We start from the raw sequence: 16,786 nt of genomic DNA on the forward strand, positions 1-16,786 counted from the left end.
ATTAAAATATGAAAATCTTATTTGCCCAAAAAAATATTCAAGAATTAGAAAAAATATTAGAAACAAATATCAAAAAAGGACTAAATTCTGTTAAAGCCAAAGAAAAACTTAATTTAGAAGGTAAAAATAAATTAAAAGATTTTATTAAAACTTCTTTTTGGTTTAAACTAAAAAAACAAATTAAAAACTTTTTAGTTTTCATTTTATTACTATCTTCATTTATTACATTAATTATTGGTTTTATAACACAAAATAAATATGAATTGTTTGAAGGAATATTAATTTTATTAATTGTTTTTTGTAATGCTTTATTAGGTGTTTTTTATGAAAATAAATCAGAAAAAGCCTCTTTATTTATAAACAAAAAAACATTAAGTTATATTAAAGTTTTAAGAGATAATAAAATTCAAATGGTTTCAATAGAATATTTAGTAAAAGGAGATATTATTTTTTTAGAAACAGGAAATTTAGTTCCAGCCGATTTAAGATTAATAGAAACTTATAACTTGCAAATAGAAGAATCTTTTTTAACGGGAGAAAATATACCAATAACAAAAAACAGTTTAACAACTTCAAATAAAGAAACAGAGATTTTAAATTGCAAAAATTTAGTATTTAAAAACACTTTAGTTACTTATGGAAAGGCTAAAGGTTTAGTTATTGCTACAGGTATGAAAACAGAAATAGGAAAGATTATTTCATTAATTCAAAACACTAAAAAAAAATCTACACCTTTAGAAAATAATATTAATAAATTAGGTAAATTTTTAACTATTGTAATTTTAATATTAATTATTATAAATACTTTTTTTATATTATCAAAACACTATTATTTAAAAGAAATTAATTTAGAAATTTTTAAAAATACATTTTTAACTTCTATTTCTTTAGCTGTTGCAGCTATTCCTGAAGGATTATTAACTATTATTACTATTATTTTAACATTAAGCATGAAAAAATTATTAGATAAAAAAACAATTATAAAAAATATTCGTTCTTTGGAATCTTTAGGAGCAACAAAAATTATTTGCACTGACAAAACAGGAACTTTAACAGAAAATAAATTAAAAATTACCAATATATACTTATATAAAAATAATTATATAATTAATAAAAAAACTATTTTAAATAAAAATTTAACAAAAATATTAAATTATGGTTTATTATGCAATAATGCCGACTATAACATTGAACAAAATAACAAAAAAAAAAAAATTCCATATGCTAATAATCCAATAGACAAATCATTTATAGATTTAGGTATTTTTTTTAAATATGATATTCCAAACTTAAGAAACCAAAATATTAAAATTTATGAATTATCTTTTGATTCCGAAAAAAAATTAATGACAACTGTACATCAAAATAAAGAAGGTTGTTTTGTAATAACAAAAGGAGCACCAGAAATTTTATTAAATATTTGTAAATATATAGACAATAAAGGTAACAAAATAATAAAAAACAATAATAATTTAAAATTATTTGAAAATTATTTAGAAAAAATGAGTAAAAAATCTTTAAGAATTTTAGGTTTAGCATATCAAAAATTAGATTATAATTTTGATTTAAAAAATAATCAAGAAATCCAACAAATTGAAAAAAATTTAATTTTTTTAGGTTTAATATCAATCAAAGATAATATCAAAAAAGAAGCTTTCGAAACTATTAAAATTTTTAAAAAAGCTCAAATTATCACCATTATGATTACCGGAGATAATATTAATACAGCAGAAACAATAGCAACAGAATTAAAAATCTTTGATAAAAAAAAAGATTTAATCATTACTGGAGATATTTTAAATAAAATGTCTGAAAAAGAGTTTAATGAAAAACTTCATTTAATTAAAGTTTATGCAAGAACAAATCCAGAAAATAAATTAAAAATTATAAATGCTTGGCAAAAAAAAGGTGTTATTGTTGCGATGATAGGCGATGGAGTTAATGATGCTCCTAGTATTAAAAAAGCTGACATAGGTATTTCTATGGGAAAAGCTGGTACTGAAATTTCTAAAACGGCTTCAGATATAATTATCACTGATGATAATCTTTTAAATATTGCTTATGCTATTGAAGAAAGTAGAAATATTTTCAATAGTATGCAAAAAAGCTTAATTTTTCTAATAAGTTGTAATACTGGCGAAATATTAGCTGTTTTACTAAATACTTGTTTTAATAGTTTTTTGTTTTCTTCTAATTTTTTATTATTAAACGCTGTACAAATTCTTTGGATTAATTTAATTACAGATTCATTAATAGCAATAGCTTTAGGAATAGATTCAAAAGAACATAATTTAATGAAAAAACCTCCAAGAAATATAAAAAATAATATTATAAATAAAAATTTAATATTAAAAATAATATTCGAAGGAATAATCATTGGTTCTTTAACTTTTATATCTGCTATAATTGGTTTTAATATTCATAAAAATGATACAATTAATAATTATAAATATGCTCAAACTTTTGCTTTTATGGTTTTAGCTTTATCTCAATTAGTTCACGTTTTTAATTTGATAAATTTTCGTAAATCTATTTTTGTTTTAAAACCCAGCAATTATTTAATAAAAATATTTATTTTTAGTTGTTTATTACAATTTTTAACTATATCTTTACCATTTTTAAAAAATATTTTAAATTTAGCAAATTTAGATTTAAAAGATTTTTTATTAATAATTTTTTTATCTATTATACCTTTATTTATAATAGAAATGTTTAAAAAAATAAAATTTTATAATAAATAGAATAATTTTTATTTAATTATTTAATTTATTTTAATTATTCTTATAATGTTAGATTTAAAGTTGAAATATTCCGTTTTTTAATAAAACTTTCATTTTAAAATTGTCTAAAAAAAGGGGACAGCGAATTCGAAAGTAATTGATTACATGTTTTTCGAATCAAGAACATTTCGTAATAAAATAAGTTAATCAAATATTATAAAAAATTCTCATTTTATAATTATAAATATATACAAAATTTTAATTAATTAATAACCTTTTTTACTATATTAACTAATTAAATAATATTTTCAAAATCAAGAATATAATGTATTTTTGAATATTTAAATTTTTTCAATTTTATAAAAATTTTAGTACATTTTTAATTATTTTAATTAAAAAACTCTTATGCATTTATTTAATATCAGTTATTTTTTAAAATAAAAAAATAAAAAATAAAAACACAATAAAGTAAGGAAAAATAAATCATTATGTTTTTTTACACAAAATAATTTATTTATTAATTATATGTTATAAAAATTAAAATATTTTTAAAATTTAGATAACATTAAAGCTAAACTGTTTATTTTTTTAATAAATAATTTAGCTTTATTTCATCTTATTTTATTTTTTATACTTGTATATTTTTTTTGATTAAAATTAAAATATAAACTAAAATATATATTATAAATAATGCATTAAAATACTACCTGCTACAGATACATTTAAACTTTCTACTTTATTAGTAGGAATATTTAAAAAATAATCAGTAATTAATTCAATATTATAAGAAATACCAACACCTTCATTTCCTAAAACTAATATTTTTTTCATATCTTTGGGAAATTTATTCAATTTATCAATACTTAAAGTTTGTTTATTTTTACGAACTAAAGAACTAAAAATTTTATAATTTTTATTTTTAAAATTTTTTAATAAATATTCTAAATTACCTCTTTGAAAATAAAGATTAAATATAGCACCTTGGCTTGCTCTAATGGTTTTTTCATTATAAAAACTAGCACTATTTTCGCTTAATAAAACTTGATTAAAACCAAAAGCTAAAGAACTCCTTAATAAAACACCTAAGTTTGAAGGATCTTGAATATCATCTAAAACTAAAACTTTATGACTAAAAATAGGATTATTATGATGTTTACAAATTGCTACTTGTTCAAATAAAGTTTTTGTTTGTTTTAAATTTTTCATTAAATTTTTAGATATTAAAATACCTTTTTTATTTAAAGAAGTAGTATAAATTTCTACAATAGATTTTGTTTTTTCTGCTTCTTCAATCAAATGATCTCCAAAAACTAAAAATTGTTGATATAAATCACAATATTTTTTATTTAATAATTTTTTCATTTTTTTAAAAATAATATTTTGTTTAGATGAAATCATATTTATAAAACCTTTATGAAAAAAATTTATTTAATAATAATGCTTAAATATAAAATTTATATTTAAGCATTTATTATATTAAATATTTAAAATAACAGGAACAATAATAGGATTACGTAATGTTAATTCATAAATATAAGAAGTTAAATAATCTATGATGATTTTTTTTAAAGATAATTTTATAATTTCTTGTTTTTGTATTGTTTCTTCAACTTTTTTTTTAATTTCCAAAGATATTTTACGAATTAATGTTTGATTTCCCTTCATATAAATAAAACCTCGAGAAATAATCATAGGAAAATTTAAAACTTTTTTTTTCTTATAATCAATAGTAATAATAACCGATAATAAACCTTCTTCACTTAAAGTTCGTCTTTCTTTTAAAATTAAATTACCTATATCATCACCAATACCAGAACCATCAATTTGAATATTTCCAGCCGGTATTTTTCCTAACAATTGAATTTTTTGAGAATTTAAACCAACTAATTGGCCATTATCTAAAACTAAAATATTTTCTGGTAATACATTACAATCAATAGCTAATTGTCTGTGTTTAGTCAACATACGATGTTCACCATGAACAGGAATAAAATATTTAGGTTTAATTAAACTTAACATTAATTTTAAATCATTTTGACTTCCGTGACCAGAAGTATGAGTATTAACCAAAGGTCCATGAGTAATAATATTAATATCTATTTTTAAAAGTAAATCAATTATTTTATTAATACTATCTTGGTTACCCGGAATAGGAGAAGAAGAAAAAATAACAGTATCTCCTTTATTAAGTTTAATTTGTTTATGAGTATTATTTGCGATACGACTTAAAGCTGCCAACGGTTCTCCTTGGGAACCTGTACAAAGTAAAGTAATATCATTATATTTATTTATATTATTATTATTAATAATTAAATCATTAGAAATTTTAAAATAACCATTCTTTTTTCCTGTTTCGATAGTTTTTTCCATACTACGACCAAAAACTGCTAATTTTCTTTTAGTAAAAATAGTGGATTCAATAATTTGTTTTATACGATAAAAATTAGATGCAAATGTAACAATAATAATTCTACTTGTTATTTGTGAAAAAAGATCATTAATAGATTCTCCAATTTTACTTTCTGATTGAATCAAATCTTCTTTTTCAGCATTTGTTGAATCAGAAAATAAACACAAAACACCTTCTTTTTGTAGTGCTGTTAATTTTTCATATTCTGCAACAGGGCCAACAGGAGTATGATCAATTTTAAAATCTCCAGTGTAAAAAATATTGCCGTTTTTAGTTTTAAAAATAATACCAAACATATCTGGAATAGAATGATTTAAACGAACAAAAGAAATTTCTGTATTACCAAATTTATATTTAGAATTATTATTATATTTTTCAATTTTAGTTAAATTATTAACAATATATTTATATTCTGATAATTTAACTTCAAGTAAATCATAAGCAATACCAGAAACAAAAATTTTAGGAATTTTAACTTTTTTTAATAAATAAGGAATACCACCAATATGATCTTCATGACCATGAGTTAAAAAAAGTCCTACAATTCTATTTTCATTTTCTAATAAATATTCATAATTAGGAATAACATAATTAACACCAAATAAAATATTTTCAGAAAATAAAATACCTGCATCCACAATAAAAATATTTTTTTCAATTTCAAAAATATACATATTTTTACCGACTTCGCCTAATCCGCCTAAAGCACAAAAAAAGATATCAAAATCTTGTAAATTAGCCTTTGGATGAATAATTTTCATTTATTTCATAATAACCTTTCTTATATTAATAAAAAAAATATAAAATTATAATATAATTTTTATCAATTAATAATTACTACCTATAGTAATCAAAATAGGAATAACAATAGGTTTTTTTCTAATTTCTTTAAAAATAAATTTTACTAATTCTTCTCTTAAATTTTTTTTAAAAACTAACCATTTTAAATTATTTTGTTTTAAAAAAAATTCAATTCTATTTTCAAAATTTTGTTTCAATTTAACAAAAAAAATATTATTTACTTCAGTAGAAGTTATAAAACCTTTACTTACTAATTCAGTTTTACCTAATATTTTTTTATTTTTAATACTAATATTAGCAATAAACATAATAACACCATCCATAGCTAAAAATTCACGATCTTTCATAATAAAATCATTGCCATCTTCTACAGGAGTACCATCTATTAAAATTTCTCCTAGTTTTTTGAAAGCTTTTTTTTTAACATAAGGTTCTTTTTTAAAATCATAGTGAAAAATGTCACCATTTTCTAATAAAAAAATATTTTTATCTAAATAATCTAATTCATTAGATATTTTTTTAACTTGATATTGATGACGATACTCACCAGAAATTGGAATTAAATATTTAGGTTTAAGTAAATTTAACATAAATTTTAAATTTTCACTAAAATTATATGAATAAGTTAATAAATCTTTAATTAAAATATCTATTGAAACATTATTGCGAGATAAAAAATCTAAAGTTTTAGAATAAATTCTAGCACTACCTGCAGATTCAATAGACATTAATAATACTTTATCTTCAGAAGTTAAATGTACTAAACGATCAGTTTTTTTACACATTCTTTGTAAACGATAAAAAGGTTCAAATTGTTTACCCACAACTATAATAACTAAATTTTTATAATTTAAATGATCTTCTATTTTTTTTAAATTAACAAAATTAGAATCAGGTATTTTTAAATATTTTTTTTGTAAAGCTACATCCATAATAATTTGACTTTTTCTTCCTAAAATTGCTATTTTTAAATTTCTTTTTATAGCAATATCAATAATTAATTGAATTTTTAATAAATCCGGAATTAAAAGAACAATAATAATATTTCTTTGAAGATTAATAAAATGAGTATTCAAACAATAATGAATATTTTGCAATTTTTCTTGTTCACCAGAAATAAAAGCACCTTGAGAAGTTGTAAAAAAAGCAAGAACTTTTTTTTTTGCAATTAATGTTAATTTAAAAAAATCAGTAAAAAAAGATTTATCTTTTTGTTGCAAAAGTTGAACTTCATTAGAATATACAATAAAACCTTTTTCAGTTTCAAAAGCTAAACCTAAAGTTTCAGGTAAACATTGTGTAATAAAAAAGAAAGAAACTTTTGTATCTGAAAATATAACTAATTGATCGTCTTTTAAAATATTTAATTCTAAATCTTGATAAATAATCTTGTGTTTTTTTAAATATTTTTTTAATACCTGCATAATAAAATAAGATGTATAAACTGGTTTTTTTAAATATTGAATTAAATAAGAAAAAGCACCTATATAAGTTTCTAAAGCTGAAGTCAAAAAAATTCCTTGAATTTGATCTTTAATTTTTTCTAAATGATTATAATCGGCAATAATACAATCAATACCATACATAATTTCATTAGGATATTTTAAACCTGCATCAATAATAAAATATGATTTTTTTATCTTTAATAAATAAAAATTTTTACCATTTTCATTCAGTCCTCCTAAAGCAAAAAATTGAATTTCTTTCATATGAATAAATATTCCTTTATTTAAAATGTCAATAAAATAAAAAATAAAATTTCGTTTATAATTAAATATATAAATTAAACAGAAAGATAAATAAAATATTATGAAATATCCAACAATTAATAAAAAAAACAAAATTCAAAAAAATAATAATAAAAGTAATTTAGGAATGTCATTAGAGAAAAACATCAATATTACTAATAAATTTTATTTAGATAATCAAATTGCTTTTATTTATAAAAATCCTATCCCTATTCAAATTGTAAAAGTTAATTATCCTTCTAGAAATAAAGCTAAAATAACTGAAGCTTACTTTCGTAAAGAAGCTCTACCGGATTATCACGGTTTATACAAAGGAAAATATATAACATTTGATGTAAAGGAAACTAATTGTGAAACTTCTTATGCATTTTCAAATATACCTCTTCATCAAATTAAACATCTACAACAAATAAATAATAATAAAGGATTAGCTTTTTTTATTGTTCATTTTAAAATTAATGATAAATACTTTTTAATTCCAATTAATTTAATCATAGAATATTTACAAAAAGGTTTTAAAAGCATTAAATATAAAATTTTATTACATAATAATTTAAATATATCTTTTCAATATAATAATCCACGCATAAATTATTTAAAAATAGTAGACCAATTATTAAAATAATTTTAAAATATTAAGATAATTTATATAAATTATCTTTTAATCGAGGAATAATCAAAATAATAAGTAAACAAATAATAAAATAATTAACTAAAACTGATATTAAATTATAAATTAAATAAAATGTTTCCAATGGGACATTTTTATTAAAAAAATATTTCAATAAACTATCATGTTTGTAATGATCAAAATGATGTTGTAATGAATTAGATAAAAATGGAATCATTAAAAAAACAGAAATAATATTTAATATAACTATAATAAAAAAAGTCAATATAATATTTGTTTTTTTATTTAAATATTGTAAATCTTTTCTATAAAATAAACCAGAAATAGAACAAAATATATAAGGTAAAAAAAATTTAAAAAAAAATAATTCAAAAGAAAATGATGTTTTTAATTCTACAGTTGAAGATATTGTATGTAAAACTAAAAATTCACATATATAATGAATTAATAAATATAATAAATTAGATATAAAACCATATTTAAAACCAAATAAAAAACCTATCAAAATTAATGGTAAAAATTCTATTTTAAAAAAAGAATTATGACAATTTGTAAAACTATTAATAGTATATTTAGAAAATATTTCAATTACAAAACCACTTATACATAATAATGTAATAATAATTAATTTTTTAAGTAAATTAATTTGCATTTTATAATATATTCCTTTTTAATTTAAATTTCATATTATTCATTTTTATATTATATTTTTTTAAATAAAATTTTTATCAAAAAAATTTTTATTTTATTTTATATTATATTTTTTTATATAATATTTTTATTAAATATAAAATATTTTTTGATAAAAATTTTATTTGATAATAACATAAAAAATTAGTAATGTTATTATCAAAAAAGTAAAAAATATTTAATTTGTAAATAATTTAATATTCATTATTATAATCCAATAATTTTTCTAAAATACCTTCTTTTAATAATAAAATAAAGTCTTTGTTTGAAGCATCTAAAATATATTCACTAATATCATTTTTAACTAAAATTTTTTCTAAAAAAGGTAAAGAATATAATGATCCTTCAAATTTTTCTACAAATAATTGTAAATTATCACTTTTATGAAAAAAATCACCAGCTAAATTCATTTTTATAATTTTACCATCTTTTAAAACTAATAAAATTTCTAAATATCCCCAAGAAAAACGTTTTTTTAAAATTTTTGAATATTCAGGATGTTGAAAATAAAGCCATTCTTTAGTCATATATTTTTTAGATAATAATTCTACTTCAAGAATCTGTTTAGAACTTAAAACATAATTTTTTTTAGTTAGTTTTTCTTCTAAAAATTGATGTAATTGCTTTTGTGAAATATTTTTAATATGATTTTTTAAATTCGTAATTCTAGATTTAACACTAGCAATACCTTTAGAAATAAGTTTTTCATCATTAGGATTCAAAGCTCTAACCATAGTTTCTACATCACAATCATAAAGTAATGTTCCATGCATTATCATACCATGTTTAGTTTGCATAAAAGCACTACCAGAAACTTTTTTTTCATTTAACAAAATATCATTTCTGCCACTAAAATGTAAATCAACACCTAAGTCTTTAAAAGAATTGATAATTTTTTGTAAATATATTTTAAAATTAAAGTTTTTATCTTTTTTTCTAACAACAATGCTAAATAAAGGTACTTGAGGATCATTATATACACAACCACCACCTGTAGGACGTCTAAAAATAGGAATATTATTTGTTTTCAAAAAATCTAAATTAACTTCATTTTCTATAATTTGATTTTTTCCTATAACAATTCCGTGAATTTGCCACATGAAAAAGAAAACTTCTTGTTCTTTATTTAATAAATTAGATGAAATATATTCTTCTAAAGCAAAATAAAAATAAGGTTTTAAATCATTTTTTCGTTTATATTTAATTAAAATCATTTTTAAAATATTCCTTTTTAAATATATTAATATTATTTATTAAATGAATTTTATAAAATTAACGATATTCAAATTTAATTATAACATTGATTAACTTTTTTATTATAAAAATTTTTTAAAAAAACTATTTTTTGTTTTATTTTTATAATAATTATTTTCTAATTTTCTTAAATCTTCAAAGATTTTTTTCTGTTCTTGTGTAAGATTCTTAGGTGTTTCTATATTAACAATAACATAATGATCACCCTTACGATAATTACTATTAACATCAACTATACCTTTATTTTTTAATCTCATTTTATTACCAGATTGTATTCCGGAAGGAATTTTTAAATCAACTTTACCATAAATAGTTTCTATTACGGTAACAGTTCCTAAAACAGCTTGAGAGAAAGTAATAAAAATTTCTGTATAAACATCCAACCCTTTTCTAGAAAAAATTTTACTTGTTTTAACTTTAAAAGTAATATACAAATCTCCTCTTAAATTATTATTACCATTTCTACCACCGTGTCCTTTTTGAGACATTTTTAAAGTCATTCCATTATCAATTCCAGCAGGAACATCTACAACTAAAGTTTTTTTATATTTTTGAGTTTTTTGACCTTTACAAAAAAAACATTTATTTTTTATTCTTTGTCCTTGACCATCGCAATAAGAACATATTTGTTGTGAACGAACATTGCCAAAAAAAATTCTTTGTTCTATATTAACATATCCTAAACCATCACAATGTTGACAAGTAACAACATCATTATTATTTTGAGCACCAGAACCATTGCACTTTTGACAATAATCTTCTAAAAATAACTGAATATTTTTTTTTGTTCCTAAAACAGCTTCTATAAAATCAATTTCCATTTCAATTCTTTCATCCAAATCGGATGATTTTCTTGTATTTCTACTATTTTTACTAAATAAATTATTAAAAATATCATCAAAGTCACCAAAATTACTACTAAAACCTTCAAATCCATCACTACCATTAACATTTTGATGACCAAAATTATCATAATTAGTTTTTTTATTAGGATCGCTTAAAACTTCATAAGCCTCTTGAACTTCTTTAAATTTTTTTTCAGAATCACGTTCTTTAGAAATATCAGGATGATATTGCTTTGCCATTTTTCTATAAGCTTTTCTAATGTCTTCATTATTTGCATCTCTTGATATGCCTAAAATCTCATAATAATCTCTTTTTTTTACCATATTTTTAACCCCAAATTTTATCAAATTCTAAATAACATTCAACAAATAAAAATAATAATATAAAAAGGAGACTTTGTAAGTCCCCCTTTTTTTTAAAAAAAATTTGAAACTATTTTTTTTCTTCAAAATCTGCATCTACAACATCATCATTTTTAACTTTTGAATCTTTTTCATCATTAGAAGAATTTTGTTCATTGTTTACTGTTTTATTTTGAGTTTTTTGATAAGCTTTAATAGCAATATTTTGTGCATCTTGAGATAAAGCATTGATTTTCTCTTTAATAACATTAACGTCATCTTTTAAAATAACTTCTTCAAGTTCTTTAATTTTGGATTCAATTTTTTCTTTTTCTTGAACTTCCACATCGTCTTTTAAATCAATTAAAGCTTTTTTAGTTTGAAAAATTAAAGTATCAGCTTCATTTTTAATATCAATCAATTCTTTTTTTAAACGATCGGTTTCGGCATTTTCTTCAGCTTCTTTAATCATTCTTTTAATTTCTTCTTCAGATAAAGTTCCTGAACCTGTAATAACTATTTTCTGTTCTTTATTAGTACCTAAGTCTTTAGCTTTAACTGATACAATACCATTAGCATCAATATCAAAGGTTACACTAATTTGTGGTGTTCCTCTTGGAGCTGGTGGAATATCAGTTAATTGAAAACGACCTAAAGTTTTATTATCTGTTGCTAATGCTCTTTCACCTTGCAATACATGAATATCTACTGCCGGTTGATTATCTGTTGCAGTAGAAAAAACTTGTGTTTTTGAAGTAGGAATAGTAGTGTTTCTTTCAATTAATTTAGTAAAAACATTACCTAAAGTTTCAATACCTAAAGAAAGAGGAGTTACATCTAATAATAAAATATCTTTAACATCACCAGATAAAATACCACCTTGAATAGCAGCACCCATCGCAACTACTTCATCAGGATTAATACCTTTATTAGGGGTTTTTTGAATCTCTTTTTTAACTAATTCTTGAACTGCAGGTATTCTAGTAGAACCACCAACCAAAAGAACTTGATCAATTTTATCACAATTTAATTTAGCATCACGTAAAGCAGATTTTACTGGTCCTAAACAACGTTGAACTAAATCAATAGTTAATTCATCAAATTTAGCTCTAGTTAAATTATTTTCTAAATGTAAAGGACCGGATGATTGACTCATAGTAATAAAAGGTAAAGATATTTGAGTAGAACTTACACCGCTTAATTCTTTTTTAGCTTTTTCTGCAGCATCTTTTAAACGTTGTAAAGCCATTTTATCTTTAGATAAATCTAATAAATTTTCTTTTTTAAATTCTTTAACTAAATAATCAACAATTCTTTGATCAAAGTCATCTCCGCCAAGTTTATTATCTCCAGATGTTGATAAAACTTCAAAAGTTCCATCCGCTAAATTCAGAATTGAAACATCAAAAGTACCTCCTCCTAAGTCAAATACTAAAACAATTTGTTCTTTTTTATTATTTTTATCAATACCATAAGCTAAAGCTGCAGCAGTTGGTTCATTAATAATTCTTTTAACCTCTAAACCAGCAATTTTACCTGCATCTTTAGTTGCTTGTCTTTGAGCATCACTAAAATAAGCCGGAACTGTAATAACAGCTTGAGTTACTTCTGCACCTAAATAATCTTCTGCTGTTTTTTTTAAATTTTGCAAAATCATAGCACTAATTTCTTGAGGAGTATATTTATTTTCATTAACAGAAACTTTATATTTTGTTTCACCCATATGTCTTTTAATAGAAATAATAGTGTTTGGATTTGTAATAGCTTGTCTTTTAGCAATTTCTCCAACCATGATATTGTTCCCTTTAAAAGCAACTACAGAAGGAGTAGTTCTCCCGCCTTCAGCATTAGCAATAACTTTTGCTTCTCCACCTTCCATAACTGCAACACAAGAATTTGTTGTTCCTAAATCAATACCAATAATTTTATTTGTCTTTTTCATCTTCTTCATTACTCCATTCATTTACTTTAACCATTGCTGGTTTTAATACTCTTTTTTTATATAAATAACCTTTTTGTAAAACATCAATATTAGAATTATTAGGTTGATTTTTATCAGATATTTTTTCCATTGCATAATGTAATTTAGGATCAAAAATTTTTCCTAAAGATTCGATCTCTTCTAAACCTTCTTCTTTAAAAATATTTTTCATTTGTTGATGAATCATTTGAAATCCAACTAAAAATTTTTTTAATATTTTATCTTCAACATTCATTTCTAAAACTTTTTCAAATTGATCAAAAGGAACTAAAATATTTTCTATAAAATTCATAGAAGCATATTTACGTTCTTGAATTCTTTCTTTATTAATTCTTTTAGTAAAATTTTCTAAATCTGATCTAAATCTTAATTTTTCATTTTCATGTGTTTTATTTAAATTTATAAAATCTTTTTCTAAATTTTTAATTTTTGTTTCTAAAGTTTTAACATAATCTTTAATATTTAATTCTTTATTTTGATCATTATTTTTTTGTTTACAAAAACATTTATCTTTATTAGAAAAATTATTATTTTCTATTTTTTCATTATTTTCTACTTTTGGAATTTGATTATTATCTGATGAATTTTTACTTTCAGAAGAAAAATTTTTTTCTTCATTAATAATTTCTTCATTTTTTTCAGAATCAAAAATCTTTTCTTTATTAGTCATAATAAACTCCTTTATTTTTAATTTGATTTCAATTATTTAAATTAGATAAATAAACTGATAAATATTCTAAAAGAGGAATAACTTTATGATAATTCATTCTATAAGGTCCTAAAATAGCTATTTTACCCTTTTCATATTGATTAATAGAATAAGGTATAGAAATAATATTAAAATTTTCTAATTGAATTAATTCTATATTATCAGAAAATTTAAAAGTAAGTTTTTTTTTAATAGTCATAATTTTGATTAATTCTTTTTTAGTTAAAAAATTAATCATTTTTTTAATAACTTCTATGTTATTAAATTCTGGTTGATTTAAAATATTTAAAACCCCAGATAAATAACAATTATTATCTACAAAATTAGCAAAAGTTTTAACAAAAGATTCAATTAATTGTTCTTTATAATTAATATATTTACCAATAGTTTTTTTTACAATATCACTTTGAATAATAAATGTTGCTTCGAACAAAAATTTTCCTTTTAACAAATCATTTAAAATTCTAATTACTTTTTTAATATCTAATATACTAACATCTTTTTTTGAATTTAAAACAATATTTTGATGTTGAACATGACCTTTATCTGTAACAATTAAAATAATTAATTGAAAATAATTTAAATAAATTAAATCAATTTTATTAATTTTGCTAGTTTTAAAAATATCAGATCCAATCGCTATCGCAGTATAGTTTGTTATTTCACTCAAAAGTTCTAAAACTTTTTTAATCAATTGTTCTTTAGTAAAACTTTTTTTTTGAATAATTTTATCAAACAAAGAAAAAATTTCTATAAATTCTTCATCTATCTTGATTAAATTATTTAAATAATAATTGTAACCCTTAAATGAAGGAATTCTACCACTAGAATTATAATTTTTTTTTAATAAATAACCTTTTTTTTCTAATTCAACCATATCATTTCGAATAGTAGCGCTAGAAACATTTAAATGAAGTTTATAAGTTAGTAATTTTGAACTAACAGGTTTTGCTTCTTTTGAATAATTTTCTATAATAGATTTTAAAATAATTTTTTTTCTATTAGACAACATCTCAGTTAAATACCTCATTAGCAATCATTTTAATGATTGCTAAAAATATTGTATTAATTTAAATATAAAATGTCAAGTGATAAAAATTATATTTATTTAATATATTTATTTAATATATTTATAATAAAACTAACTGTAAAAAAACATATATAAGAACAAATATATTTAACAAAAATAATTTTTTTATTATTAATTTTTCTGTAAAAATCTATTAAAAAAGAAATAATAATAATCAAACCATCTGTAAAAAATAAAATATAAAATAATTCAATTTTATATTCTAAATGTAATTTTAAAAAAATACAATCTGTTCCACCTGTACAAGCATTAACAGAAAAAATAAAACCACACCCAAAACCAACACTTAAAATAATGATAATAATAGATAAAAATAATTCATATATTTTATTATTTTTAATAAAATTAGGAAATTTATAAATAAAAAAATTTTGATCAATTTTAAAATAATCAAATAGTCTAAAACAAAAAGAAAAAAATAATGTAATAATTAAAGTTTTTAAAAAAAATAACCAACTATGCAAAAATAAACTTAAAAATAAAAATATAATTCTAATTATAACAATAACATTATTTTTAGTAAAAAAATAATTTTGTTTACCATTTTTATAAAAAAATATTTTATCTAAAAAAATTAAACTACTTTCTAATCCACCAATAATAAATTCTTTAGGTAAAATAAAAAAATAAATACCAAAAAATAAAAAAATAAAACCCAAAAAAAATTTTAAAAAAATAAATAAATTAATTAAATCAAAATATTCCAAAAAAAACACCACTTTACTAAATTTAATTTAATTTTTTTCAAATAGTAAAAATTAATTATAAATTAAAATAAAAATATTTAAAAATATAATAAATTAAATTCATCAAAAATAATATAATAAAAATAAAAAAAGTAATCTCTATTTTTAATAAAGATTACAATTTAAATTATTAAAAATAAAAAATTTTACACTTTGATATTCAAAAAATTTCTAATATTAATAAAATATGGTGGCTCCGGGCAGAATCGAACTGCCGACACGAGGCTCTTCAGGCCACTGCTCTACCGACTGAGCTACAGAGCCTTCTTCGAGCACATATATTAAAATAAATTTGGCGGTTCGGACGGGATTTGAACCCGCGATCTCCTGCGTGACAGGCAAGCATGTTAACCACTACACTACCGAACCATTTTTGGTTGCGGGAGAAGGATTCGAACCTACGACCTTCGGGTTATGAGCCCGACGAGCTACCAAACTGCTCTATCCCGCGATGTTATCAAAATAAAATTTATTAAAAATTAATTTAAATATAATTAAATACTTATAAATGGCGGAGGAAGAGGGATTCGAACCCCCGTGTCTTTTCAGACCTGTCAGTTTTCAAGACTGATCCCTTCAACCGGACTTGGGTATTCCTCCTAAAAAATGTTTTGGTGGACCCGGTAGGATTCGAACCTACGACCAACCGGTTATGAGCCGGTGGCTCTGACCAGCTGAGCTACAGGTCCTTATGTGGTAGCGGCAAAGGGATTTGAACCCTTGACCTCACGGGTATGAACCGTACGCTCTAGCCAACTGAGCTACACCGCCATTTAAAATATATTAATTAATTTTAAATTTTTAATATTAAAAATAAAT

12 protein-coding genes and 6 tRNA genes are annotated in these 16,786 nt (G+C 20.8%); 2 read left to right on the plus strand and 16 right to left on the minus strand.

The genetic code is table 11. The annotated features are described in order from the left end of the window. The first annotated feature begins 8 nt into the window (after positions 1-8). A complete protein-coding gene (locus tag V9D86_RS01275) occupies positions 9-2,741 on the plus strand; it encodes a cation-translocating P-type ATPase (RefSeq protein ID WP_334330995.1) in 2,733 nt (910 codons plus the stop codon). Positions 2,742-3,401: 660 nt separating this feature from the next. Here the strand turns inward: V9D86_RS01275 and V9D86_RS01280 are convergent. From V9D86_RS01280 to V9D86_RS01290, 3 genes are all read right to left on the minus strand, one after another. Further along, entirely contained in the window at positions 3,402-4,118 is a 717-nt protein-coding gene (locus V9D86_RS01280; RefSeq protein ID WP_334330996.1) for a TrmH family RNA methyltransferase, read from the minus strand. A gap of 78 nt (positions 4,119-4,196) precedes the next feature. Next, entirely contained in the window at positions 4,197-5,891 is a 1,695-nt protein-coding gene (locus V9D86_RS01285) for a ribonuclease J (protein WP_334330997.1), read from the minus strand. 66 nt (positions 5,892-5,957) lie between these two features. Continuing rightward, positions 5,958-7,640, minus strand: a complete 1,683-nt coding sequence (locus tag V9D86_RS01290; protein WP_334330998.1) for a ribonuclease J — start codon at positions 7,638-7,640, stop codon at positions 5,958-5,960. Positions 7,641-7,740: 100 nt separating this feature from the next. On the opposite strand from V9D86_RS01290, the gene recU reads away from it, so the two are divergent. Then, positions 7,741-8,304 carry a Holliday junction resolvase RecU gene (gene recU, locus V9D86_RS01295; protein ID WP_334330999.1) on the plus strand — a complete coding sequence of 188 codons (564 nt, stop codon included), beginning with the start codon at positions 7,741-7,743 and terminating at the stop codon, positions 8,302-8,304. A 10-nt stretch (positions 8,305-8,314) separates the two neighbouring features. Here recU and V9D86_RS01300 read toward each other — a convergent pair whose 3' ends face one another. The 13 genes from V9D86_RS01300 to V9D86_RS01360 all read right to left on the minus strand — a co-directional run bounded on the left by V9D86_RS01300 (position 8,315) and on the right by V9D86_RS01360 (position 16,738). Further along, positions 8,315-8,962, minus strand: coding sequence for a hypothetical protein (locus V9D86_RS01300; protein WP_334331000.1), 648 nt, complete (start codon positions 8,960-8,962; stop codon positions 8,315-8,317). Between the two features lie 232 nt (positions 8,963-9,194). Then, positions 9,195-10,214 (minus strand): lipoate--protein ligase, encoded by a 1,020-nt coding sequence (gene lplA, locus V9D86_RS01305; protein WP_334331001.1) that lies wholly within the window; start codon positions 10,212-10,214, stop codon positions 9,195-9,197. Positions 10,215-10,316: 102 nt separating this feature from the next. After that, positions 10,317-11,423 (minus strand): molecular chaperone DnaJ, encoded by a 1,107-nt coding sequence (gene dnaJ / locus V9D86_RS01310; protein ID WP_334331002.1) that lies wholly within the window; start codon positions 11,421-11,423, stop codon positions 10,317-10,319. Positions 11,424-11,532: 109 nt separating this feature from the next. Then, entirely contained in the window at positions 11,533-13,383 is a 1,851-nt protein-coding gene (dnaK, locus tag V9D86_RS01315; RefSeq protein ID WP_334331003.1) for a molecular chaperone DnaK, read from the minus strand. Further along, complete coding sequence (locus tag V9D86_RS01320) at positions 13,367-14,092, minus strand: nucleotide exchange factor GrpE (RefSeq protein ID WP_334331004.1); 726 nt, start codon at positions 14,090-14,092, stop codon at positions 13,367-13,369. Before V9D86_RS01320 ends, dnaK begins: the two co-directional genes overlap by 17 nt. 28 nt (positions 14,093-14,120) lie before the next feature. Further along, positions 14,121-15,143 carry a heat-inducible transcriptional repressor HrcA gene (gene hrcA / locus V9D86_RS01325; RefSeq protein ID WP_334331005.1) on the minus strand — a complete coding sequence of 341 codons (1,023 nt, stop codon included), beginning with the start codon at positions 15,141-15,143 and terminating at the stop codon, positions 14,121-14,123. 92 nt (positions 15,144-15,235) lie between these two features. Beyond that, positions 15,236-15,928 (minus strand): YitT family protein, encoded by a 693-nt coding sequence (locus V9D86_RS01330; protein WP_334331006.1) that lies wholly within the window; start codon positions 15,926-15,928, stop codon positions 15,236-15,238. A 227-nt stretch (positions 15,929-16,155) separates the two neighbouring features. Continuing rightward, positions 16,156-16,231, minus strand: a tRNA-Phe gene (locus V9D86_RS01335). A gap of 29 nt (positions 16,232-16,260) precedes the next feature. Continuing rightward, a tRNA-Asp gene (locus V9D86_RS01340) sits at positions 16,261-16,336 on the minus strand. A gap of 5 nt (positions 16,337-16,341) precedes the next feature. Next, a tRNA-Met gene (locus V9D86_RS01345) sits at positions 16,342-16,418 on the minus strand. Between the two features lie 58 nt (positions 16,419-16,476). After that, positions 16,477-16,567: transfer RNA gene (locus V9D86_RS01350), tRNA-Ser, on the minus strand. A gap of 12 nt (positions 16,568-16,579) precedes the next feature. Continuing rightward, positions 16,580-16,656 (minus strand) — tRNA-Ile (locus tag V9D86_RS01355). A gap of 5 nt (positions 16,657-16,661) precedes the next feature. Beyond that, a tRNA-Met gene (locus tag V9D86_RS01360) sits at positions 16,662-16,738 on the minus strand. Positions 16,739-16,786: the final 48 nt, after the last annotated feature.

This window comes from Candidatus Phytoplasma prunorum (assembly GCF_036924415.2).
GTDB classification, from domain to species: Bacteria; Bacillota_I; Bacilli_A; order Acholeplasmatales; family Acholeplasmataceae; genus Phytoplasma; species Phytoplasma prunorum.

What these genes read in the sequence shown, in the direction of transcription:
- V9D86_RS01275 (WP_334330995.1), top strand. Translation starts at nt 9, where the DNA reads ATGAAAATCTTATTTGCCCAAAAAAATATTCAAGAATTAGAAAAAATA.
- V9D86_RS01280 (WP_334330996.1), bottom strand. Translation starts at nt 4,118, where the DNA reads ATGATTTCATCTAAACAAAATATTATTTTTAAAAAAATGAAAAAATTA.
- V9D86_RS01285 (WP_334330997.1), bottom strand. Translation starts at nt 5,891, where the DNA reads ATGAAAATTATTCATCCAAAGGCTAATTTACAAGATTTTGATATCTTT.
- V9D86_RS01290 (WP_334330998.1), bottom strand. Translation starts at nt 7,640, where the DNA reads ATGAAAGAAATTCAATTTTTTGCTTTAGGAGGACTGAATGAAAATGGT.
- recU (WP_334330999.1), top strand. Translation starts at nt 7,741, where the DNA reads ATGAAATATCCAACAATTAATAAAAAAAACAAAATTCAAAAAAATAAT.
- V9D86_RS01300 (WP_334331000.1), bottom strand. Translation starts at nt 8,962, where the DNA reads ATGCAAATTAATTTACTTAAAAAATTAATTATTATTACATTATTATGT.
- lplA (WP_334331001.1), bottom strand. Translation starts at nt 10,214, where the DNA reads ATGATTTTAATTAAATATAAACGAAAAAATGATTTAAAACCTTATTTT.
- dnaJ (WP_334331002.1), bottom strand. Translation starts at nt 11,423, where the DNA reads ATGGTAAAAAAAAGAGATTATTATGAGATTTTAGGCATATCAAGAGAT.
- dnaK (WP_334331003.1), bottom strand. Translation starts at nt 13,383, where the DNA reads ATGAAAAAGACAAATAAAATTATTGGTATTGATTTAGGAACAACAAAT.
- V9D86_RS01320 (WP_334331004.1), bottom strand. Translation starts at nt 14,092, where the DNA reads ATGACTAATAAAGAAAAGATTTTTGATTCTGAAAAAAATGAAGAAATT.
- hrcA (WP_334331005.1), bottom strand. Translation starts at nt 15,143, where the DNA reads ATGTTGTCTAATAGAAAAAAAATTATTTTAAAATCTATTATAGAAAAT.